Genomic DNA, 23,380 nt, shown 5'->3' on the forward strand with positions numbered 1-23,380 from the left:
GACTCCATTTAAGGTATCATTTATTAAAACATTGGAGAAAGCTGTTCCTCCGTTGGCACCATTTACAGCAGTTCCAGCATCATCATTAGCGACAATAGCAGGCGCAGTAACGGTAACGCTAACGGTGGCAGTATCACAATTGTTTGGATTTATAATTTCACAGATTTGATATACCAATGTATAGTTACCAGCAGGCGTACCGGCAGCCACAAGCACATCCGCACCAGAAAGCGTGATTCCAGCATTCGAAGATGAAACCGTAGTCAAGACAACTTGCGAAGCCAAAACAGCGACCCCGTTCAAAGTATCGTTAACCAATACATTAGTGAAAGCTGTTCCGCCGTTGGCACCGTTTACAGGAGTTCCGGCATCATCATTAGCAACGATAGCAGGAGCGGTAACGCTAACGCTAACGGTAGCCGTATCACAATTGGTTGGATTTAGTATTTCACAGATTTGGTAAACCAAAGTGTAAGAACCGGCAGGCGTACCCGCAGCCACTACCACATCAGTACCGGATAAAGTCACACCAGCATTCGAAGATGAAACCGTAGTCAAGACCACTTGCGAAGCCAAAACAGCGACTCCATTTAAGGTATCATTTATTAAAACATTGGAGAAAGCTGTTCCTCCGTTGGCACCATTTACAGCAGTTCCAGCATCATCATTAGCGACAATAGCAGCGCATTGCAAAGTTCCGCCACTAGTACTTGCTGTATTGATAAATGCTCCGTATACATTAATATCATTTATTACACTCGCAAGTGACCCTACACTAATTCTGATTTCGTCAAAAGATTGAGTACTCTGAAAACCCACATTATAGATTCCAGGACCAGAGTCATACGGAGGTATCGTCAAAGATAGATTTAACAATAGGGATGCACTTTTAGACTCTCTAAATACACCGTCTAAATAAGTAGAAATAGTTAACGAATTGAACAAATCTAACTGGATCAAACTATTCAAATCTTTTATTGTAAATCCTGCATAACTACCCGCAGGATAAGTAGACAACTGATCTAAAACAGCTATAGAAGCTGGAGCAATTACTCCTGCGGTAACTAAAACCGAAGCAAAATCAGTAGTGTTTGCTGTTAATACATTATTTGTATTGTTAACTGCGCAGGCCACACAAGCCAATCCATCAACACCGGTTTTTCCACTATCAATGATTACAGGAAAAATTGGATTCGTCAATGCGTATGTTTTATTGCATTCTAAGATTACCGGACACAATTTTTGGAAAATAGCACTGTAAACATTCACAACTCCCAGACTCACTGTTGCTGTATTAGTAATAGTAATACGAGCTTCATCAAAAGATTTAGTTGTAACAAAACCAATTGTCTGTAAACTACTTCCCACCAAAAGATTGGTTCCTACCGTAACTAAAGCAGCATTTCCAACTTTAGTTTCCTGAAGAACTCCATTAAGATACGTTCTTATAGTGACTGCGTCGAGTGCATTTACATTCAACAATAAAGGATTCTCTATTGTAAAACCTACAAAAGAACCTATAGGATAATCTTTTACCTGATCTTTTACAGAAATACTACCGCTGTTTCCAACACTTATCGTTAAATTTATTTGAGCAAAATTTGAAGTATTCTGATCTATCAAATTGTCTACATTGTTTATTGAACAAAGTGCACAAACTAAACCATCAATACCTGTATTTATACCATTAATATAAACTGGATAAGTAGGAGCTAACATCGCTGTTTGTGTATTACAAACCAAATCAGGCCCAGCACAGAAATTTTCAAAAACAGCACTATAAACTCTTGTTGAACCTAAATTCAGAGACAATGTCTGGTTAATGGAAAGCTGAACTTCATCAAATGATTTTGTTGAAACAAAACCCACTTTATACCGACCAGGATTGTTTAATAAAGAGCCATTGACTACCAAATTATTACCCAAAAAAGATTCTTGCTGAACTCCATTAAGGTATGTAATTATTGAAATATTCCCTAAGGCTGAAACATTCAGCAAATTAGAGTTTTCTATTTCAAAGCCAGCATAAGTACCCGCGGAATAATCCGTTAGTTGATCTTTTACAGCAATACTTCCCGAAGCAGCGACACCAGCTGTTAAAGTTATTGTAGCATAATCATTTGTATTAGCGCTAATGACATTCAAAGCATCGTAAATAGTACCTAAACTTATGCCTGAAATGCCAGTATGTGACGGTTCTAAACTTACTGGATAAGCTGGAAGATTCATTGCCGATGCGGTATTACAACTTAAAGCCGGACCTGTACAATAGTTTTGGATAACCGGGTAATAAACATCAATAGTATTTAACAAACTAGCCAAACCTTCTACAGAAATTTCAATCGCATCAAAATCTTGAGTTGTATTAAAACCTACTACATAATTATTTCCTGAACCGTTAAGCAATCCTACACCCAAAAGAGAAGAACCCGAAGCTATTTCTTTTAATGTACCGTTCAGATATGTTCTAATTGTAATTGAGCCCAGTAAATTTAAGCTCAATAAATTACCAGTATCAATCCTGTACCCTACATAAGTACCAGCAGAATAATCCGTATCTGTGTCTGTCACTCTATAATTTGCTGAACCTGCTGCACCAATAGTTACAAATGCAGTTGCAAAATTATTCAAGTCTGTATCTATTAACCTAGAAGCATTAGGAACCGCACAAAGCACACACACACCGTTGATACTTGCTGTTGCTAATAGGTTACCGTAAGTGCTATCAATAAAAGGAAGTGGAGTATCTGAATTACATTGAGCTGAGACAATATTTGTTGTTATAGTCTGGCTTACTGAATCACTGCGATTCCCACAGTTGTCGGATGCATCCCAAGTTCTGGTTGTACTGTATAATCCAGGTCGACTGCCAGGTGTTTGAGTGGTAGAAAGTATATTAACTGTGGTTATTCCACAAGTATCAGTTGCAGTTGGCGGACTAAAAACAGGTGTTGTCGGAGAATTAATTGTAATATTTTGACCGGCAGCACTTATTATTGGGGCTACTAAATCTTTTATTGTATATGTATAAGACCAGTTGCGGGTATATGGAGTTTCACTTGGATTACATGTTGTATAATCTACATAAGACCACGTGTAAGTTTTTGTAGTATTACAAATTGAAGATGAATTAGGCTCTTTAATAGTTAGACCTGTAAATATGATATCATTACCGCAATTGTTTTTAAAAGTAGGAGTTGAAGGTAGAATAGCTTCTGCTGCACAACTTACTATTGAACCACCATTCATAAAAGCGGAAACAAAATTAGATCTACCACAGGCATCTGTAACTTTTAGTTGGAGTGCTACGTTCCCAATTACAGAAGGAGCGATGTAGGTTGTTGGGTTTGTTGAAGTGCTTGAAAAAGTCCCACCTCCAATAGCGGACCATTCATAGGTAACCGCCCCCAGATTTCCAGTCACAGTTGCTATTAATGGATACGTTTGACTAGGAGTTAATGCAGTTGGAAAAGAGCTGTTAAGGTTTACATTAATTTGTTGTTTAATTCCAGCCAATAGTACAAAGTTAAAAAATGATCTTTGAGCCGCAATCATAGATTCAGTAGTTCCACTGTTATATTCATGAGCCGCTTGATACATTACCATACCCTTGGTAGCATCACCATAAGTTGGTCCATAAGCTAGAAGAGCAGCCGGATTTTCAGGGAAAGTGTAATTTCTACCAGAGTCCGTATAATTGTTTTGATAAATGGCTACTTTAGTAGTACTTCTCCATAAAGATTCTGCTTTTGGAAGATAGATTCGTTCTGATCCATTTTGTAGTGAAGCATCCATTTTCCCAATAAACTGCATCACCGGATCAGCATTAGCGGATGGATTATAAGTTCCAACAACGATTGGCTTATTGTGATTTGCCCATGGCTCTAGACCTTTTTCCGTAAGAAAATTAAATGGAGTTGTATTCCCCGCACTCACTATGTCTAATGCGCTTACTGCATGACAGCCTACCCAAAGATAGCCGCCATTATGCATATAATTTCTTAGTGCGATAACATACGCCGAAGACCAATTCTGTGGATCAGCATGTGGCAGTACGTAAATATCACCACAACTTGTAAGTTGAGTTGGGTTACTTTGTGTTACATAAGAACTTGATGGAATTCCGGCATTAAGATAATATGGAGTTATTAGGCTACCATTTTCGGTATCTAGTAGTGCCCTTGGCCAGCTGGTAAGTTTATTAAATATGGGTGCAGTGAAGGGTGCTGCAATCGGGCCATCAATAACAACCCCATTTGATCTCCAAGTGGCAATAAGGGTTCCTAAAATAGCGGCATCCTCAGCAGCAATTATAAAAGTTCCCCCTTTATAGGCTTTAGATCCAATTGAAAAATCAGCACCATCTTTAACTTTTGAGGAGTTTATTGACCAGTATACTGGTACATTTTTATCGCGAATCAAAGTGTAAACTAAGCCATAAGGCTTTAAACCTTTGGCAACTGTAGTGTTTTGCCCCATATCAATAATATAAGAGCCTGCATCGAATGTTTTGTTGGGATTAGTTTGAGAATGTATAGGACTTTCAGACATAAAGAAAGCCAATAAAAAAAGAGTAATTTTAGTTTTCATACAATCAAATTTTAATTAATTGAGGAGTATTATTTTGAATTTTAAAAATCAAATTCAAGTCTTAAAGCATAATAATGTTGAAAAACAAAATGATATTAGTAGCCGGCTTGGTCTTCAAAAACAATGTTTTCAAATTTCCAGGAAGCAATTCCACTATCTTTAGACTCTAAACAATTCCAACAAACTATTTGTGCTGTTTTGTCATCTAGAGGTATCATAATGTTAGCCGTAAAAAGATCCCCATTTTTGAAAGTAATGACATAAGTAAGTTTTACATCTTTTTCATTTTCATTCTTAATTTCAAAATATCCAGAATCGCCATTTTCATTTTCACAAGTTCTAAGAAATAGTAAGGATTCCGTTTTGCTTTGACCAAAAGAAATCCAATCTGAACATTTGTTCGAGCTTAAATTTGATGAAATGAACACGATAGTAATTGTATAAAGTAAAATTATTTTCATTTTTTGTTTTTTAAATTCCTAATTTTTGTTTTATCCTTCAGAACTTTTAAATAACATACATTCTGTTTTTGAATGATGTTTTGCTAGCAATTATTTGTATTGTATTTAAATGAAATTTTTCTAGTCCTTTGTTCTGTTAATACACTGAATAGTATTTACAAAGTCAGTCTGACTATTCATTAATGAAGATGAATGATATATTTAGAGTGAAGGACTTTTCAAAAAAATTTGATAAATCTGAGAAGATATTTTTTGGGGTAAAGTATTTTTTTTCATGTAGGTATGAGTGATTATATTCAGGTTTTTTTAAACAGGGCAATGTTTAAAAGAGCTAAATTATAGGTAATACAGCAGGTTTGTTTCTTTTTTCTATAAACTACTTAAAAAGTCGATGAAAGGTAAAATTTTTTTAAAAAAAAAGATAAAAAACGGAAAAGAAAGTTAATTTTTTATAATATAGGGATATAATTATTTGCCATAAAAAGAGGTTTTGTAATTTTTGTTTATAATTTAACCATCTATTTACTAATAGACTGATTTAAGGTAACTTATTTTTTAGACTGTTTACTAAAAACATTTTTACCAACTAAAAAGCACCTTGTAATGATTCTTTTTGATACTAATAACATAGTTTTTAATAAAAAAAATTAAATAATAAACTTAGTTTTTGTAAATTGTATCTGATTATTTAATTTCTTATGTTTAGAGACCCCAAAATTATTTTACATTATGAAAAATTTAATTATAGTACGTCATGCAAAATCAAGTTGGGAGGTATCGTTACACGATAAGGATCGTGCTTTAACAAAGAGAGGCATACAAGATGCGCATCTTGTTTCTTCGGATATTAGCCATTTTATACCCAAAACATATCTAATCTGGACGAGTACAGCCAAAAGAGCAACAGACACTGCGTTAATTTTTGCTCAAAATTTAGCATATCCTATTGACTGTATCATTTACAAAGACGACCTTTATACCTTTGATGAAAAAAAGCTTGAGAAAGCTATTAAATCCTGCAGTAACAGTTTTGAAAATATTATTCTTTTTGGACATAACGGGGCAGTTACAAATTTCGTGAATAAATTTGGAGATGTTTTCGTTGAAAACATTCCTACAACCGGATTTGTATCCTTAGAATTTGATACTAAAAATTGGAAAAAAATAAAAAAAGGTAAAATAAAAAAAATTATATTCCCCAAAGATTTAAGATGAATAAAGTAGTAGCACATAAATATATTGATAGAGAAAAAAGTTGGTTGGCATTCAATGCCAGAGTGCTTCAGGAAGCTGGAGATAATTCAGTTCCGTTACTAGACAGATTGCGGTTTTTAGGTATTTTTTCCAATAATTTAGATGAGTTTTTTAGAGTTCGTTTTGCCGCCATCAGACGATTAAGTTTAACAGGGATAACCGGAGAAAAATATCTTGGGGGTATTTCAGCACAACAATTAGTCAAAGATATCACTGAAATTGTTATCCAGCAGCAATCCGAAAGTTTGCGAATTTTGAGTGTAATTGAATCGGAACTCGAGAAAAAAAATATATTTATCATTACAGAAAATGATATCTCCACACAACAAGAAATTTTTTTGAAGGACTTTTTTATCCAAAAATTAAGTCCTGAATTAGTCACTATTATATTAAATGATTTAGCAGAATTTCCATTGCTAAAAGATACATCCGGATACCTGGCAGTGAAGTTGGTGATGAATCACACCTCAGAGATTCGCTATGCCGTTATCGAAATTCCTAAAACAATTAACCGTTTTGTGGTTTTGCCCTCTGATAATGAAAAACAATATGTAATTCTTATTGATGACGTGATTAGACATAATTTAAGCAGCATCTTTAATATTTTTGATTATAAAAGTGTTTCGGCACACATGATCAAAATTACCAGAGATGCGCAATTGGATATCGATAGTGACTTAAGTAAAAGCATGATCGAAAAGATATCCTTGAGTGTAAAAGACCGAAGAATTGGAGAACCAGTTCGCTTTATTTACGACCAATTGATTGAAAAAGATACCTTACAGTTTTTTCTTGATGAAATGAAAATTGAATCAACAGATAGTATTATTCCAGGAGGGAGATATCATAACAGAAGGGATTATATGAATTTTCCTAATCTTGGGCGATTTGATTTATTGTACAAAACGAATGATCCTTTACCCATTCCTGGGCTAAGTCTCGAAGGAAGTATCTTAGAAAAAATTAGCCAAAGAGATTATTTATTAAATGCTCCTTATCAGTCTTTCTCCTATCTCACACGATTTTTGCGTGAAGCGGCATTAGACCCAAAAGTGACTTCCATTAAAATCACATTGTATCGTTTAGCTAAAAATTCTCAAATTATTAGCTCTCTGATTAATGCTGCTAAAAATGGAAAAAAAGTAACGGTTCAAATCGAATTACAAGCTCGTTTCGATGAAGCTTCAAATATTTCCTATGCTGAACAAATGCAATTAGAAGGTATTGAACTTATTTTTGGAATAAAAGGGCTAAAAGTCCACAGTAAAATATGTGTCATCGAAAGAAATGAAAATGATAAGATAAAACGATATGGTTTTATTTCAACAGGAAATTTCAACGAATCTACCGCCAAAGTCTATACTGATGTGACTCTTTTTACGAGTCACCAACAAATTTTGAAAGATATCATGAAGATCTTTGAGTTTTTTGACATTAACTACAGGGTGAATCGTTACAAACATCTGATTGTTTCGCCTCACTATACAAGAACTCGATTTGTAAAATTAATAGACCGTGAAATTACACATGCATTAGCCGGAAGGAAAACACATATGAAACTAAAAATGAATAGTTTGTCTGATTTTGCAATGATAGATAAGTTATATGAAGCCAGCAGGGCAGGAGTGAAAATTCAACTTGAAGTGAGAGGAATTTGTTCCTTAATACCCGGTATTGCTGGAATGAGCAATAACATAGAGGCCATAAGCATTGTGGATAATTATTTAGAACATTCCAGAGTTTATATTTTTGGAAATGCCGGACAAACCGAAGTTTATATTTCATCCGCAGATTTCATGACTAGAAACTTAGATGACCGTGTCGAAGTAACCTGTCCTATTTATGATCAGGAAATAAAAAATGAATTAATCGATAATTTTGATATCGGATGGAAAGGCAACGTAAAAGCTCGTTTTCATTCCTATAAATTAGATAATAAATACAGAGGACGAAATCATAATCCTGTTTTTAGGGCACAACTAGAGACCTATAAATATTACCAAAATAAGTTAGAACTAGCATCCAAAAAGTAAGTAGTATCATCCCGGTAATCATTTGTTTGATACATTAAATTGAATAATGATTTTTTATAAGGAATAACGAATCCAAGCAAAATGATTAAAATAAAAAAATATGCAGCAATCGATATTGGATCTAATGCCATGCGCTTGCTAATTACAAATATAGTAGAACAAGAAGGCAAAGAGCCACAGTTTAACAAAAGTTCCTTGGTTCGTGTTCCTATTCGTCTTGGGCAAGATGCCTTTACCGTTGGTGAAATTTCAGAAGAAAATATTGAAAGAATGTGTGATGCCATGAAAGCTTTTAATCTTTTGATGAAAGTTCACAAAGTAGAATCCTATAAGGCTTTTGCTACTTCAGCCATGCGCGAAGCCTATAACGGTAAAGAAGTTGTGGCAATAATAAAGAAAAAAGCCGATATAAAAATTGAAATTATTGATGGTAAAAAAGAAGCAGCCATAATTGCTTCTACTGATTTACATCATTTATTAAAGACGGATCAAACCTATCTTTTTGTAGATGTTGGTGGCGGAAGTACGGAGTTTACATTGTTTTCGAATGGAAAAATGAAAAATTCAAGATCCTTCAAAGCCGGAACCGTACGTTTATTAAATGACATGGTTTGCGATGTAGTCTGGGATGAAATAGAAAAATGGATTAAAACAAATACGCAGGAATACGATGAAGTTACCTTAATAGGTTCTGGCGGAAATATTAATAAGCTTTTTAAAATGTCCGGAAAAATACAAGAAAAGCCCTTGTCGTATATTTATATGAATTCACAATACGCTTTCCTGAATTCCCTTAGTTACGAGCAAAGAATATCTGAGCTGGGATTAAATCCGGATCGTGCCGATGTAATTATTCCTGCAACCAGAATCTATCTGAATGCTATGAAATGGAGTGGTGCCAGAAATATTTATGTTCCTAAAATTGGACTTTCAGATGGTATTGTAAAAGCCATGTACTACAATAAAATTTAAGTTTCCAATCTAAATTATGTGTATTATGCATCTAAATCTAATCCAAATGTTGTTCGTAACAGATCAATATTTGGATTTATTTCATGAAGTCTGTTGTAACGGTCTTGGTCATTAAAATTTTTTCTGCTTTGAATACTTTCATTTACAATCACTTCAATTGTAATGTCGTGATTGTGTAAATGCCCTTTTAAATATCCCAAAAGCCCATTTAATTCTTTTTCAAAATCAAGTTTTGATCCTTCATTGGGCAACTCAATTGTGATGGCAGTTCCACTTAATACCGGATCATTAATAAGCAGGAGTGATTCCATAATTCGAAACCCTTTCTCTCCTAAGCGTTGTGCATATTTATTCCAATACAGCAACATTTCAGTCTCGCTAAAAGTTTCTGTAGGCAAATTAAGAACTTCTTTTATTATTCCTTTATTGCTTTCTTCTAAAGCTTTTTTTGCCCGAATACTGGATAACGAAAAAGCTGAAATCTTAGGCTCGTTTCCTGATGGGTTATGGGTTATGGGTTTTGGGCTTTGAGTTTCAGGTTGAACAACTTCAAGTTTAAACTCTTCAGCTGAGTTCTGGGAAACAGTTTCGGATTTGGAAACTGGAACTTGATTTTTGACATTGCCATTTTCATTGCTATTGCCATTGTTTTTTTGAATTTCTACTATAGCGTAATCATTCTTCCTGTAATAAGTAGGTGGAATTATAAATTGGTCAACTTTTTTTTTTCTCCATCAAAAGTGATAGAGGCCAGTTGCATAAGGCAAAGCTCAACAAGAAGTCGTTGATTTTGACTCAGTTTGTACTTTAAATCACAATCATTTGCTATTTCGATTCCTTTCAAGAGAAAATCTTGACTGCAATTTTGTGATTGCACGCCATACATTTGTTGTGCTTGTTCTCCAACTTCTAATAAAGATAAAGTTGCAGGTGTTTTAGAAACCAGTAAATCTCTAAAATGAGAGGCTAATCCGGATACAAAATGGTGTGCATCAAATCCTTTGGCAAGAATTTCGTTGAAAGCGATTAATAATTCCGGAATTTTGTTTTCCAAAATCAAATCTGTTACATTAATATAGGTTTCGTAATCCAACACATTCAAGTTTTCCGTAACGGCCTGACGTGTCAACTCTTTTCCACAAAAAGAAACTACTCGGTCAAAAATAGACAACGCATCTCGCATGGCACCATCAGCTTTTTGAGCAATGATATGCAAAGCGTCATCTTCAAAATTTACGCCTTGACTGGCAGCAACTTCAGCAAGATGTTCTTTGGCATCCTTTACGGTAATTCTTTTGAAATCAAATATCTGACAACGAGAAAGTATCGTTGGAATAATTTTATGTTTTTCGGTCGTTGCTAAAATAAAAATGGCGTGTTTTGGCGGTTCTTCCAATGTTTTCAAGAAAGCATTAAAAGCTGCGGAAGACAACATGTGAACCTCATCAATAATATACACTTTGTATTGTCCCGTTTGTGGCGGGATCCGAACTTGGTCAATCAAATTACGGATATCATCAACAGAGTTGTTTGATGCGGCATCCAATTCAAAAACATTAAAAGCGAAATCTTCATTTGGATCATCGTATCCGGGCTGATTTATTTTTCGAGCCAAAATACGAGCGCATGTCGTTTTGCCAACGCCGCGAGGCCCTGTGAATAATAGGGCAGAAGCCAAGTGATTGCTTTCTATGGCATTCAATAAAGTATTGGTAATGGCTTTTTGTCCTACAACATCTTTAAATGTTTGAGGACGATATTTACGGGCCGATACTACAAATTGTTCCATAGAATTTTATTCGAAAGCAAATATAGGTTTTAATTTAAAGATGGAAAAATTTAAGTATTGAAAGATTTTATAATTTTTCAAATGGTTTTTATTTCCCAAATTCCCTAGCCCAGATAGAAGAGAAAATCAGATTTTTAAGTGTTTTTTTTTAACGGTATTATGTGTTACCTAAAGTTTGGATTGTCCACCGGTTTCGATGCATAATTTTTCTAAAACAACTGCGGCGTCATTATTTGAATTTGCCGAAAAACCAGCTACAAAAACTCCTTTTTTACCAGAATCAGAGCTGATTCCATATACTACTGATTCTTCGTCAGGATCAGTATCCCCTTCGTAGCGGTAGACGTGATTTACTTCAAATTTATGTGGATTAGATTTAATATCATCTTGATGAATATTAAAATCATAGGTAAAACCTTTTTCTTTTAGATCTTCTAAGGCTTCTATTACGGTGGTATAATGGTACATTGGTTTCATGATTAATGAAAGATTTATTGTTATTTATAAAGGTAACTAATTCATTATTAAGTCATTGCGAAAAGGATGTTAAAGTAAATAATCTAAAATGGCGATACATGAAAAAATATTGTAATTTTGCACCGCAGACCGCCTTATCGCTGTTTTGAGCAATCAAAAGAGAGGAAAGTCCGGACACCAAAGGGAAGCATAGCGGGTAACACCCGTCGGTTCAAGTAATTGGATTAGGACAAGTGCAACAGAAAGTATGTACAGGTAATGCTGTAGTGAAACCAGGTAAACTCTATGCGGTGAAATATCAAGTATATCAGCATTTAAGGGCTTCTCGTCCGTTGTTGAAGGGTAGATAGCTTGAGTCCCGCAGTAATGCGGGATCTAGATAAATGATAAGGCTCTACTTGATTAGAGACAGAATCCGGCTTATAGGTCTGCATTTTTTTAAAAGATTTGATAAAATTTAGGATTGTGAAATCTAAAAGGAAACCATTAAGATATTAGTTTTCATTAAGTTCCACGGCTTAATTTTCTAAATTCCTTAATGGTTTACTTTTTTAAATAGTGCTTATGATAACACGAATTGGAATTTTAGGATTAGGTGGAGTAGGCGGTTATTTCGGAGGATTATTAGCCAAAGCTTATTCTGAGTCGGATGCAATCGAAATTGTCTTTATTGCTCGTGGCGAAACCCAAAAAGCAATAGCCCAAAAAGGATTGAAAATTATTTTAGAGGAGAGTGAAACCATTGTTTTTCCTAGTTTAGTTTCTAACGATCCAGAAGAAATTGGGGAGCTGGATTACCTTATTTGCGCCACTAAAACCTATGATATCGAAAAAAGTTTTGAATCTATAAAAAACTGTATCACTCCAGATACGATAATTCTTCCTTTATATAATGGCGTTGATGCCACGGCACGCATACAAATACTATTTCCTGAAAATAATGTATTACAGGGTTGTGTGTATATTGTTTCGATGATTGTTGCTCCCGGTGCGATCAAAAAAATTGGTGCTTATGAAAAATTATTCTTTGGTTCAAAAAATGCTCCGGTTTCTAAGTTAATAGAATTACAATCTATCTTCGAAAAAGCAAATATCGAAAGTTATCTTGTTGAAAATATAGAAGAAACGATTTGGGAAAAGTTTATTTTTATTTCAGCTCTGGCTTCAGCAACTTCATGTTTGAACCAAAACATTGGAGGAATTTTAAATAATCCTGAAAATAAGGCAGTTTATAGCTCATTATTAAACGAGATTTCTGCTGTTGCTTTAGCAAAAGGATTAGCGATGCCAATTGACATTGTTGCTCAAACTATTGCTAAATTAGAGAAGTCCCCACAAGACAATACATCATCCATGCACAGAGATCTATTAGCAGGTAATAAAACGGAAGTGGGTTCCTTGACAGAATATGTAGTTAATGAAGGTTTGAAATTCGGGGTTGATACTCCAATATATAAGCAAATATTGGAGCAATTGTCTTAAAATTGTTTCCGGAATTATTCTTCGTCACTATCGTTTTGGTCTGATTCATTTTCAGAATCTTCCTCGCCAGAGCCAATTTCGAAGAAACTAAAAATGGAACCACCATAACTTTTTTTAAATGAAAAGTGAATCATGTGATCCAGTTTGGTATATTTAGAATGTTCAATTACCATCATTCCCTCTTCATTGAGCAGTTCTTTTTCAAAAATCAATGAAACAATTTTTTCAAAAGTATTCTGGTCTAATGCATAAGGTGGATCTGCAAAAATGATATCGTACGAAGTTTTACACCGTTCTAAATAGGTAAAAACATCACTTTTTGTAGCAGCTATATTAAAATCATATTCGGTTGCCACTTGTTTGATGAATTTTACACAACCAAAATCCGCATCGACAGAGGTAATTGGGGTGCTGCCACGAGAGGCAAACTCGAAACTGATATTCCCGGTTCCAGAGAATAAATCTAATATTTTTAGTCCTTCAAAACTGAAATGGTTGTTCAAAACATTGAATAATGCTTCTTTAGACATATCGGTAGTGGGACGAACTGGGAGTCCTTTTGGCGGAAAAATGCGTCTTCCTTTGTATTTTCCTGAAATGATTCTCATGAGTTGAAAAGTATAAAATGATTTCTGTTTTCGGCCTCAGAAAAATAATTGTTCCATCGCAAATCTTCCACATCAATTAGGGAAACATTGCGAATGTATTGGTAAGCTATTTTGAAAAAAGCACTCTCGGTTTCAATTTTCCCTATCATTTCCAGTTGAAAGTTCTCTGGATTTAAATTCAATTGTTCGGCTGTAAATAAGATGTAATACATAAAATCTTCAGGTGTGCTGTATTCAAAAGAATTGAAAAGCAATAATTTTTGGTTTTGAACCACAATGATTTCAAAATGACCTGAATTGAAATGAATAAACATCTTTTTTTGGTCAATGTTTTTGGAGGCAACCAAAAGTTTCGAAACTAAAATACTATTGGCGTGTTTATAATCAAAAGAGCCAAACTGATCAATAAAAAAATTATTGATATTCACGTACGGAATATAGACGGCATTCATTTGATTATTTGGTATTTCATCAAACGCAAAAAAATCAGTTTCAAAAACCTTTGTATTATATTGTAAGTAACTTCCTATAAAGTTTTCATCAAAAAGTGCTGTAGGTACAAACGTAGAAAGATTGTTGTTGTGGATCACCAGAACGGCGTCATAGGTATCCTTTAATTCTGGATAATTCTGAAAGGCATTGGCAAACAAATCTTCAATTTTGGTAGTGGTGTCAAATGGATCAAAATGTATCTCATTGAATGAAATAACAGTGTTGTTCAGCATATCAAATGTACAAAAAGAAAGTCCCTTCAATGAAACTTGAATGGAAAGTTTTTTATAATTTTTTTCGACTATGTTCATAATAAGATTACTTTTTCTAAACAACGCAAACTTACAAATTTTAAAATCAATAACAATATCAATTGCAATGTCAATAGCCAAAATCAATAGTAATAATTGAAAATTGAAATTGCTATTGACATTGAAATTGAAAAAACATTCTCTACCTTGCATGTAAATTATACCAAATGAATTCCTCCTCTTTTTATAGTCTTTTACAAAAAAAATTTCCTTTTCAACCGACACACAAACAGGATATTTTTTTTCAAAAAATAGCTATTTTTTTAACGGACACGCATAACGATACCATTTTTGTTTTAAAAGGATATGCGGGAACCGGAAAAACTACCGTAATAGCTACGATTGTAAATAGTTTAGTAGAAATCAATAAAAAGTATGTTTTATTAGCGCCAACAGGGCGTGCGGCAAAAGTGATTGCTAATTATTCCGATAAACCGGCTTTTACAATTCATAAAAAAATCTATTTTCCTAAGAAATCTTCCGGAGGTGGCGTCTCATTTACTTTGCAACAAAACAAACACACCAACACGATTTTTATTGTTGATGAAGCTTCGATGATTTCGGACACCAATTCCGATTCTAAGCTTTATGAAAATGGTTCTCTACTGGATGATTTGATTTCCTATGTGTATTCAGGCACGAATTGCAAAATGATTTTACTGGGAGATTCGGCTCAATTGCCGCCGGTAAATTTAGATATCAGTCCCGCATTAGACATTCAAACATTAAGTATTAACTACGATAAAGAAGTCGAATATATTGAGTTGGACGAAGTGATGCGTCAGGAAGAAAATTCGGGAATTTTGCACAATGCCACGGAACTTCGAGAACTATTGAAGGATTCTTTTATAACTGAATTCAAATTTGATGTCAAAAAATTCAAAGATATTGTGCGCCTAACTGATGGCTATGATATTCAGGACGCCATTAATTCTGCCTACAGTAATTATAGCATTGAAGATACTGCTTTTATTGTTCGTTCCAATAAAAGAGCGAATCAATATAATGAACAAATCCGAACCAAAATCCTCGATAAAGAAAGTGAACTTTCTACAGGTGATTTCCTGATGGTGGTGAAAAATAATTATTTCTGGTTAAAAGATTCTGATGAAGCAGGTTTTATTGCCAATGGTGATATTATCGAAGTCTTGGAAATTTTCAATATCAAAGAATTGTATGGTTTTAAGTTTGCCAAAGTAAAAATCAGAATGATTGATTATCCCAATCAGATTCCGTTTGAAACAGTATTGTTATTGGACACCATAAAAAGCGAATCGCCATCATTAACCTATGAAGAGTCCAACCGATTGTATCAGGAAGTGCTGAAAGATTACGAAGGTCAAACAAAATTCAATCAGTTCCAAAAAGTAAAAGCCAACGAATATTTCAACGGCTTACAAGTAAAATTCTCGTATGCCATAACCTGTCATAAATCACAAGGCGGGCAATGGAATACCGTTTTTATAGAACAACCGTATTTGCCGGACGGCATCAATAGAGATTATATTCGGTGGTTGTATACCGCAATGACCCGAGCCAAAAACAAATTATATTTGATCGGATTTAAAGATGAAAATTTTGTGGAGTAAATCTAAAAATAACCGCAAATTCGCAAATTTTTCTATTTAATTTTTAATATATAATTTGCGGATTTGCGGTAAAAAAAATAGCTATGAACACACTAAACGACTTGCTTAAAATTTCAGGCTCTTTTTTGAATACGAGTTATTGGGGATTCTTCTCGTATGACGCCGGTAAAGATTATGTAGATCTACTTATTTTGTTTTTTCGAGTACAAATTCCAAAGTATCTACAAAAGCACCATCGATACCATTATCGATTTCAAAATTCTGGTAGGAGGGACTTGCCTTCATCTGTAAATTTTCCAATTGAAGTGAATCCATTTTCGCAACATATTGTCCCGATTTTAAACCCAAATAACTAAAATAACCATCGGGTTCCGAAAGAATACTGGCGATTAATGTATCGTGTAAATCATAGATAGCGACTTTTAAGCCTCCAGTTCCCAGAAGTTGCTCATTTTCTTTTCGATACACCATTCCGGAAACTTCTCCCACAACCACAACCGGAATTTCAATTATTTTTAATTGATTGGGATTTAGTATACAATTTAAAGTTTTGTTATTTATGCGCCAAGCAATAGAATTAACTTTGGCGGTATTAAGTTCCACATAATTATTAATATAGGGTTCTAATCCGGTTATAATGGTGGTTCCATCGGGATTAACGAGCTGACGGTCACCGCCCATTACTATGATCTGGACTCCTTTTACCAGAGGTTCTTTGGCCTCTTTTTTTCCATTTCCATTGATGTCTAAAAACGGAACGAATTTTACACTCGCTCTGCCCACACTTATTTGGTTATTAAAACGTACAAAATTAGCTTGGGGTTCAAAGATTAAGCTTCCGCTGGCAGATTGCGAAAAAGAAGCACTATTTTTATAAAAAACACTTGAAAATCCAGTATTGATATGATCGAAATTATGTGTAAAACTAATTTGAAAACTACTGTTTTGATTCTTAAAATTATAATCTAAAGAGGCTTGAATATAGCCTTTTTTAAAAATTGGCTTTCTCAATTGTGTTTGCAATGTCGTCATGGCATTGGCATCATATCCATAGCGCAATTGGGGAACAAGGACAAATCTTTTAGGAAGTTGGAATGAGGTAGAAATATTGCTGTATACCGATGGTTTTTGGTTTTTGGTAAAAAAGGCATTGGTGGTAAAATTAAAATTAAATCCAAATGAATTTCCCGAGAGTAAAAATTCAGAAGTGGTAAATTTAGTGGTACTAAATAGGTTTTCTTGAATGGTAAATCGGGAAGTTCCCGAAAAAAAAGAACTGCGATGTGGCATGGAAATACTTGCTTTCCGCATTTCGGAATAATTGAATCGAACGGCTTGTTGGTTCTTATCGTATTTACTATAATCAAAGTCAAAACGAAGGTTTTTGGGTGTCGTATAATTCAAATTGAGATCATACAGCACTTTTGAATAATAGCTTGCCGTAAGAAATAATTGAGACGAGAGTCGAAAGGATGAATTCAAAAACGGAATACTTTTATTCGATTCTAAAGAGGAAATATATTCTATTCCACCTCCCAAAGTGACGTGATTAGAAAGTCCATAATTTACTTTTGCACTGGTAAAAATACTGCCTCTGCCATCCTCAATAATCCCAGAACTCATCGTGTATTCTACCTCCTTTTTTGGAAGGAAAAGAGCAGGAACTACAAATTGATTGCTAAATAACTGCTCTTCGCCCCAAGGTCCATAATATCGGAGTGTAACTTCGGTACGACCGTACATTAAAGGAACGTTGAACGAAAAGAAACCGTTGGCATCTGCCTGGAGATAATCGATTAATACATTGTTGATGTAGAGTTCCACCGTCCAATTGGCCTGGGTATGATCGCTCAAGATATACGTGCCAAAAGATTTTCTGATTTGGGTAGAGGCATTCGTGATCTGAGCTCCGATAATGGGAAACAAAATTGTCGCTTTGGAAGGAGCTGAAATTTTTCCTAAAGTGAACTGCTTAATATATTTGTTTTCATTGTTCACATAGCGCCATCGATAAAACTGGTTTTTGGCCACTATGGGTTGGTTGCTGGTGTAATTTAGCAAAGTGGTCAATTCACCTCCAGCTACAATGCCGCCTAAATTGAGGAGTAATCGTTCTGAATGACTTCCTTCAGATTGTTGTATGGTATTAACAGCCCAATTAGCTGTTCCAAAATGAAGTAGTGGTTTGTCACGTACGATAGTTGTGTCCGCTTTAAATTCCATTTTCATTTTGTTGATGTTATCGCGCATTTCTAGCAATCGGGCTTCTCTAATGGCGGGAAGTTCGAGTTTTGAGACCATTTCAACGGATAAACTCCTAAAGCTAAAATTATTTTCTAGCCCAAATATTTGATTGAAATAAGAAGCGTTTAAAAATAAATTTGTTTTGGTACGAATAAAATCGCTTGGTTTCAGGGTGTAAACTTCCTCTTTGTAGCTAATGGTGTTGGTGTTTTGGTCAATTTTGAAGGTGTTATTTTGATTAATAAAAAAACCTTCAATAGTAGTAAAATTAGAATTGGGTATATTTCGTATTTTAATATAATCCAAAACTTCGGATACCGAAAGATAGACTTTAGATCCGCATATTACCGAGGAAATTTCGGTGGCACCAATGTATTTTACCTGAAGCAGCACTAAAACTTCATCGCAATCTTCCTCTTGTGCAGTAGCAGAAAAGGCTATCATGGAGAAAAGGAATAGAGATATGATGTTGTACAATTTAGTCATAAAGAACGAAGAGTAGCAAGTACTTTTGCTAAAGGGAATTATTTTTTTAGAGAACTGCCTGAGTTGCGTCTATGAATATTAATTAGAATTTGTTTGATCAGTAGTGTTTTGAATTCGGATTTTTTCTAAACTAGCTGTCAAAGTTCTTGTGAAGATGTCAAGTTCAGTAACAGAATCTTTTAAATAGATACTTAAACTTTCTAACTCTTCTTTTGATATAGCTTTAGAATCAATATGATTTGTCAAACCTTGCATTCTAGAAATAGGACTTCGAACTTGATGGGAAACTTGAAAAAGCATTTCAGTAATGGATTTTAGGTATTTCTGTTTTTCTGTATCTTTTTGTAACAAGATTTCTTTGTATCGTAGAATAATAAAGCACGATATCCAGATAGAAAGAATGGATAAGAATTTGTTAGTAAAAACACTATAATACATTTCGATATGGTAGTAATCAATGGTATCAATAAGTGTTAAAATAGTGCATATTATGGCAAGCCTTATTATTTTATCTTTGTCTAAAGTATATGAAATAACTAAAGGAATTATATACAAAACAGCTATTGCTACTCCTAGAGGTACTTTTAAGTCTAATATGAATATAATTAGAACGATACTTGTTATAAGAATTTTTGGCATTATTAATTTTCTGTTCTATTAAATAATATATAAATCAAAAGGTTTATCTGTAATATAATTCTTTTGCGATTGCACTTATCTCATTATCATGCTTTGTTTTAGAAAAAAAACGATGTCTTTCACGGCGTAATTTATCTGAAAATATTTTGATGTTTTGGTATTGTATTTTTTATCGTAATGTTTTCAAAAAACAAACAAAATTAACAAACAGATGATTCTTATTTATTACTATTAATTTCCGTTTCAAGTGAATATTCTTCGTTGTCTGACAAATTAAGGAAGGCTTCAGCATAAGTAGTTTCTTGATTTGGGGTAGAATAGATCACCTGTAATTTTCCCTTGCTGTAATCAATACCTGGAATAGTATTGAGTTTAATTTTGGTTTTGCGCAAATTTCCAGGAGCATATACTGCAAAGCCTTTTATTAGTCCCACATTAGTACTAATTCCCTCAGGATAAATATAATTGACATTCAGTTCCCCATAAGCAGATTGATTGCCTGTGCGGTGAATATCCAAGTATAAATCCTGTGATGGCAGCAATGCCAAATTAGATAAGGTCACTGCCGTATTTGCTTGTCCTATCGTAATAATATTGGCGATTAAAATCCCATAAACAGGTGTTAATTGAATGTCTATACTTTTTGGCTTGATCGTATCTGTTGCAGTGGTTTCGTTTTCTAAAAGTTTCGTTTTAGGAACACCTCGAAAATACAGATGAGAGCGGTATTCACCCTCTTTTAATTCGCTGGTTTTGATGAGTTGGATTTTTACGGTTTGCGATTCATTAGGTGCCAGAGTGATAGTTCTGGGATAATAACGGAGATAAGGTGAGGCAAAATTTTGATTTTCTTCTGGTTCTTCTATCGTATTGAATTTACCATCTTCATCCATTTTAATCTGACTGTAGGATAATCTGTAGGTTGTAGTATCTTTCCCGGTATTGGATAAATTAACATTTTGTACCCGGCTTTGAATTCCGTCAAAGACAATGCGTTTTGGGAATACCATTAAATCTCCTTGGGCCAGTAAAGGAAATGAAAAATTTAAAAAAAGAACCAGAATAAGAATACTTTTTTTAGTCATGAGGGTTTTAATTTTGTGGTATTTTGTTTTTCTATTTAATGAATTAAGCTCCTTAAAATTTAATTAAAAAGGGTGTTTATTTCTAAGCACCCTTTTTATTCAATTTAGTTGTAATTTACCGTAACAGCAAAACCACCCGAATTTACATAGGTACCGACCACTTGTGCAAGTCCAACGGTTAACGTAGCTCCAACAGTAAAGGCTTGTGATCCAGCAGTTAAAGTTCCGGAAGTTCCAATTGAACTTACAAAAGAAGCAACTGACATAGTTTTTAATCCTGTACCTGTAGCTGCAGTTGTAAGTTCAAGAGCACTAGTAGGCAATGTAATTGTATAAGCATAAGCTCCTTCACCTGATACTGCAAATGCAGCAGCAGCAGGAGATCCAGTAGCAGAAGTCAATTTAACTCCTCCAGTAGATGATCTAACAGCTGCAGGAGTCATAACAAGTGTACCCCCTTCAGTAGATAAAGTTGCAAAGGAACCAAAATTTAATGCGGTCGAAGTAGTAATTTGAATTGGAGCTACAATAGTTGTAGTGGTACCAGTTGAATTTACTGAAGATGGTGCATTTTGTGCCAAAGCACTTGTACTAAACACAGCAGTCAAAGCCATAATAGATAAAAGTGATGTAATTTTTTTCATTGTAAAATAATTTGGGGTTAAAATTAAGAAGCAAGTGCAGGTTTTGCTCTGGTCCTTAATCAGTTTAAATAATTTGTTTTGTATTAGCAAAAGTGCCAATTCCGGAGCAAATGTATTTAGTCCGTTAATATATGTAAAACGAGAAGTAATAAATGATGGCTACTAAGTCATAAGTGAAAAGGAGCCGAAGTAAGAATTATTTGATAAAAATTTAATAAAATCTTGGTTTTTATTGTGTTCATGCTTTTTAAAGGCTTTAAAAAAACATTAAAAAGTTAAAATTAACTAAAAGGACTTGAATTTTTAATAATTAAAATTCTTATAAAAATGTATTATTGCTACAGTTATGCGTTCATTTATTGTATTTTCTTAAAAGGTTTAAAAAGATAATTTATAAACGAATGGAACTAGTTTCGAAAATTAAAAAAGAGTGTCTTTGCGGTTTAAAACAAGTTGTTTTTAAACGTTTCAAAATTAGCATCATTTGAGTATAATTCGATCCAGAAATTCTTGTGTAATAGGTTTTTGCTGAAAGGAAACTACATTTGGGTCCCTGCAAACACGAATAATATCATGATTATCAATCGTGTTTGAAACAATAAATACTTTAACCTTATTTTTTAAAGTAAGCGGAAATTTATCATAAGCTTCCAGAAATTCAAAACCCGAAAAATGGGGCATATATAAATCTATAAAAATTATCTCAGGCAGCTGACCATGTCTTTCTTGATTTTCTTCTAAATATATCAGTGCTTCCCTTGCAAGTGAAAACTCGACAACCTTTTTTCCAAAATTATTATGGAGAATTATTCGAGAATTAATGTAGCGTTCAATTGGATTATCATCAATTAATAGCACTTTTTCGAATTTTGCTTTCAACTCGGTTTTCATGGTTTTAGTATTTAAGTGCAGTCATACAGGAAATATTTATTAGTTTACAACGAAAAAGAACTCCTATAATTTTGTGTGAAATTGTTATTCTTTAAGTTTAATAAATTTATTAAAATCATCTTGCCGTCTTTTGGCAACAGCTAAAAGTACACCATTAGGAAATTCGCAGAAATAGCCTTCTTTTTTAGAAATTTTCACTATGTGACGCAGATTAATAATATACGAGTGGTGAATTCTAAAAAAATAGTTGGGATCGAGAATTGTACTGTATTCTCCTAAATTTTTACTCGATACGATTTTTTTACCATTTTGTAGAAAAAAAGTAGTGCACCTTCCTTCGGCCTTACAGTAAATTATTTCCGACATAGGAATGAGTTCAATTTTATCCAAGGAGGAAACCGCAACATAGTCGTTTGGCTGATTTAATGAGTTTAATAGCTCAAGTGCCTTGATTACCTGATTTTGATAGGATCGCTCCATTTTAATTCTTTTAATAGCTTTGTATACAGCTAAAAGAAGAGAATTAAAATCGACAGGTTTTAAAATAAAATCAATCGCATTTTGTTTAAATGCGATTACAGCATTTTGTTTATCGGCAGAAATGAATACCAGTTTAGGAATACTCTGTTCTAATTCATTGAGCATATCAAAAAAAGTATCATCTGTAAAGGAAATATCTAAAAATACGAGATCTGGTTTTTGTAATTGTATACTATTGATTCCTTCAATTATAGAGCTCGTTTCGTTTACTATTTTAAGAATTATAAAGTTTTCTTTTTCAAATTTTTTAATAATTTGTAAAGTGTCTTTTTCTTTCGTAATAATTACGGCATTAATAGGTATCATAGGTGTGGACTTAAGGGGTAATTGATCTTTAAAACTGATGAATACCATTAGATATTAATCTACAGTGTTCATTTTTAGAATGTTATAAAAAAAATAAAATAATATTTTTGTGTATCGAAAATAAAACAATAAACAGCAATAGCACTCAGCAGTTCTTTAAATAAAAACAAAAGTAATAATCGTTACGTTTCCTGTATTAAGTGTTGTTAAACAGTGTGTTTTTGCTAAAAAGGGTATCTTTTAGTTAATTTAATTTGGTGTTTCCACTAACACAATGGAATTTCCTATTTTTTATTGTAAAAGGATTGAGAATTTACAATCAAATAGTAGTCTTTTGATACTTTTAATGGTAATTTTAGAATTATATATTTTATTGATTTTAAGAAAGTTAGTGTTTATTTTTGATAAAAAAAAATTTTAAAGTATATATTTTCCTTAGAGTCCTAACAGTAGAGTAAGTTAGTTATGATCTGAGATTATTTTATTT

General features: G+C 33.6%; 17 protein-coding genes, 1 other RNA gene and 1 pseudogene. 6 read left to right on the forward strand and 13 right to left on the reverse strand.

What is annotated here, in order from left to right; all coding sequences use genetic code 11:
* Both EKM03_RS12550 and EKM03_RS12555 read right to left on the reverse strand, forming a co-directional pair.
* Positions 1-4,590: pseudogene (locus EKM03_RS12550) on the reverse strand (hypothetical protein); the annotation flags it as partial.
* A 95-nt stretch (positions 4,591-4,685) separates the two neighbouring features.
* Positions 4,686-5,051, reverse strand: coding sequence for a hypothetical protein (locus tag EKM03_RS12555; protein ID WP_126459218.1), 366 nt, complete (start codon positions 5,049-5,051; stop codon positions 4,686-4,688).
* A 729-nt stretch (positions 5,052-5,780) separates the two neighbouring features.
* Here EKM03_RS12555 and EKM03_RS12560 point away from each other — a divergent pair.
* The 3 genes from EKM03_RS12560 (at position 5,781) to EKM03_RS12570 (ending at position 9,310) form a co-directional block, all read left to right on the forward strand.
* On the forward strand, positions 5,781-6,266 hold the full coding sequence (locus tag EKM03_RS12560) for a histidine phosphatase family protein (RefSeq protein ID WP_126576145.1): 486 nt from the start codon (positions 5,781-5,783) through the stop codon (positions 6,264-6,266).
* Entirely contained in the window at positions 6,263-8,338 is a 2,076-nt protein-coding gene (gene ppk1 / locus EKM03_RS12565; RefSeq protein WP_126459224.1) for a polyphosphate kinase 1, read from the forward strand. The genes EKM03_RS12560 and ppk1 overlap by 4 nt, the downstream gene beginning before the upstream one ends.
* 81 nt (positions 8,339-8,419) lie before the next feature.
* Complete coding sequence (locus EKM03_RS12570; RefSeq protein WP_126553444.1) at positions 8,420-9,310, forward strand: Ppx/GppA phosphatase family protein; 891 nt, start codon at positions 8,420-8,422, stop codon at positions 9,308-9,310.
* Between the two features lie 23 nt (positions 9,311-9,333).
* Here EKM03_RS12570 and EKM03_RS12575 read toward each other — a convergent pair whose 3' ends face one another.
* The 3 genes from EKM03_RS12575 to EKM03_RS12585 form a co-directional block, all read right to left on the reverse strand.
* A complete protein-coding gene (locus tag EKM03_RS12575; protein ID WP_231507343.1) occupies positions 9,334-9,708 on the reverse strand; it encodes a DNA polymerase III in 375 nt (124 codons plus the stop codon).
* 305 nt (positions 9,709-10,013) lie between these two features.
* Entirely contained in the window at positions 10,014-11,099 is a 1,086-nt protein-coding gene (gene dnaX, locus EKM03_RS12580; RefSeq protein WP_126451676.1) for a DNA polymerase III subunit gamma/tau, read from the reverse strand.
* A 168-nt stretch (positions 11,100-11,267) separates the two neighbouring features.
* Entirely contained in the window at positions 11,268-11,576 is a 309-nt protein-coding gene (locus tag EKM03_RS12585) for a hypothetical protein (RefSeq protein WP_126459229.1), read from the reverse strand.
* 121 nt (positions 11,577-11,697) lie between these two features.
* On the opposite strand from EKM03_RS12585, the gene rnpB reads away from it, so the two are divergent.
* An RNA gene (gene rnpB / locus EKM03_RS12590) (RNase P RNA component class A) lies at positions 11,698-12,015 on the forward strand.
* Between the two features lie 125 nt (positions 12,016-12,140).
* Positions 12,141-13,058 carry a ketopantoate reductase family protein gene (locus EKM03_RS12595; RefSeq protein ID WP_126459232.1) on the forward strand — a complete coding sequence of 306 codons (918 nt, stop codon included), beginning with the start codon at positions 12,141-12,143 and terminating at the stop codon, positions 13,056-13,058.
* Between the two features lie 14 nt (positions 13,059-13,072).
* On the opposite strand, the gene EKM03_RS12600 is transcribed toward EKM03_RS12595, so the two are convergent.
* Entirely contained in the window at positions 13,073-13,666 is a 594-nt protein-coding gene (locus EKM03_RS12600) for an RsmD family RNA methyltransferase (RefSeq protein ID WP_126451673.1), read from the reverse strand.
* A complete protein-coding gene (locus tag EKM03_RS12605; RefSeq protein WP_126576147.1) occupies positions 13,663-14,469 on the reverse strand; it encodes a DUF3822 family protein in 807 nt (268 codons plus the stop codon). Before EKM03_RS12605 ends, EKM03_RS12600 begins: the two co-directional genes overlap by 4 nt.
* A 167-nt stretch (positions 14,470-14,636) precedes the next feature.
* Between EKM03_RS12605 and EKM03_RS12610 the strand changes: the two genes are divergently transcribed.
* The gene (locus EKM03_RS12610) at positions 14,637-16,058 is read left to right on the forward strand and encodes an ATP-dependent RecD-like DNA helicase (RefSeq protein WP_126459238.1); all 1,422 of its coding nucleotides are present in this window, start codon (positions 14,637-14,639) and stop codon (positions 16,056-16,058) included.
* A 186-nt stretch (positions 16,059-16,244) separates the two neighbouring features.
* Here EKM03_RS12610 and EKM03_RS12615 read toward each other — a convergent pair whose 3' ends face one another.
* The 6 genes from EKM03_RS12615 to EKM03_RS12640 all read right to left on the reverse strand — a co-directional run bounded on the left by EKM03_RS12615 (position 16,245) and on the right by EKM03_RS12640 (position 22,893).
* On the reverse strand, positions 16,245-18,746 hold the full coding sequence (locus EKM03_RS12615) for a hypothetical protein (RefSeq protein WP_126740519.1): 2,502 nt from the start codon (positions 18,744-18,746) through the stop codon (positions 16,245-16,247).
* Positions 18,747-18,866: 120 nt separating this feature from the next.
* A complete protein-coding gene (locus EKM03_RS12620; RefSeq protein ID WP_126561507.1) occupies positions 18,867-19,343 on the reverse strand; it encodes a hypothetical protein in 477 nt (158 codons plus the stop codon).
* 302 nt (positions 19,344-19,645) lie between these two features.
* Positions 19,646-20,512, reverse strand: a complete 867-nt coding sequence (locus EKM03_RS12625; protein ID WP_126563684.1) for a molecular chaperone — start codon at positions 20,510-20,512, stop codon at positions 19,646-19,648.
* A 104-nt stretch (positions 20,513-20,616) separates the two neighbouring features.
* Positions 20,617-21,156, reverse strand: a complete 540-nt coding sequence (locus EKM03_RS12630; RefSeq protein WP_126553430.1) for a DUF4402 domain-containing protein — start codon at positions 21,154-21,156, stop codon at positions 20,617-20,619.
* Positions 21,157-21,636: 480 nt separating this feature from the next.
* Entirely contained in the window at positions 21,637-22,047 is a 411-nt protein-coding gene (locus EKM03_RS12635; protein WP_126459254.1) for a response regulator, read from the reverse strand.
* Positions 22,048-22,131: 84 nt separating this feature from the next.
* On the reverse strand, positions 22,132-22,893 hold the full coding sequence (locus EKM03_RS12640) for a LytTR family DNA-binding domain-containing protein (RefSeq protein ID WP_126553428.1): 762 nt from the start codon (positions 22,891-22,893) through the stop codon (positions 22,132-22,134).
* Between the last annotated feature and the right edge of the window lie 487 nt (positions 22,894-23,380).

Origin of the sequence: Flavobacterium sp. GSP6 (assembly GCF_003984855.1) — a bacterium.
In the GTDB taxonomy this organism is placed as follows: Bacteria; Bacteroidota; Bacteroidia; order Flavobacteriales; family Flavobacteriaceae; genus Flavobacterium.

What these genes read in the sequence shown, in the direction of transcription:
- EKM03_RS12555 (WP_126459218.1), bottom strand. Translation starts at nt 5,051, where the DNA reads ATGAAAATAATTTTACTTTATACAATTACTATCGTGTTCATTTCATCA.
- EKM03_RS12560 (WP_126576145.1), top strand. Translation starts at nt 5,781, where the DNA reads ATGAAAAATTTAATTATAGTACGTCATGCAAAATCAAGTTGGGAGGTA.
- ppk1 (WP_126459224.1), top strand. Translation starts at nt 6,263, where the DNA reads ATGAATAAAGTAGTAGCACATAAATATATTGATAGAGAAAAAAGTTGG.
- EKM03_RS12570 (WP_126553444.1), top strand. Translation starts at nt 8,420, where the DNA reads ATGATTAAAATAAAAAAATATGCAGCAATCGATATTGGATCTAATGCC.
- dnaX (WP_126451676.1), bottom strand. Translation starts at nt 11,099, where the DNA reads ATGGAACAATTTGTAGTATCGGCCCGTAAATATCGTCCTCAAACATTT.
- EKM03_RS12585 (WP_126459229.1), bottom strand. Translation starts at nt 11,576, where the DNA reads ATGAAACCAATGTACCATTATACCACCGTAATAGAAGCCTTAGAAGAT.
- EKM03_RS12595 (WP_126459232.1), top strand. Translation starts at nt 12,141, where the DNA reads ATGATAACACGAATTGGAATTTTAGGATTAGGTGGAGTAGGCGGTTAT.
- EKM03_RS12600 (WP_126451673.1), bottom strand. Translation starts at nt 13,666, where the DNA reads ATGAGAATCATTTCAGGAAAATACAAAGGAAGACGCATTTTTCCGCCA.
- EKM03_RS12605 (WP_126576147.1), bottom strand. Translation starts at nt 14,469, where the DNA reads ATGAACATAGTCGAAAAAAATTATAAAAAACTTTCCATTCAAGTTTCA.
- EKM03_RS12610 (WP_126459238.1), top strand. Translation starts at nt 14,637, where the DNA reads ATGAATTCCTCCTCTTTTTATAGTCTTTTACAAAAAAAATTTCCTTTT.
- EKM03_RS12615 (WP_126740519.1), bottom strand. Translation starts at nt 18,746, where the DNA reads ATGATAGCCTTTTCTGCTACTGCACAAGAGGAAGATTGCGATGAAGTT.
- EKM03_RS12625 (WP_126563684.1), bottom strand. Translation starts at nt 20,512, where the DNA reads ATGACTAAAAAAAGTATTCTTATTCTGGTTCTTTTTTTAAATTTTTCA.
- EKM03_RS12630 (WP_126553430.1), bottom strand. Translation starts at nt 21,156, where the DNA reads ATGAAAAAAATTACATCACTTTTATCTATTATGGCTTTGACTGCTGTG.
- EKM03_RS12635 (WP_126459254.1), bottom strand. Translation starts at nt 22,047, where the DNA reads ATGAAAACCGAGTTGAAAGCAAAATTCGAAAAAGTGCTATTAATTGAT.
- EKM03_RS12640 (WP_126553428.1), bottom strand. Translation starts at nt 22,893, where the DNA reads ATGATACCTATTAATGCCGTAATTATTACGAAAGAAAAAGACACTTTA.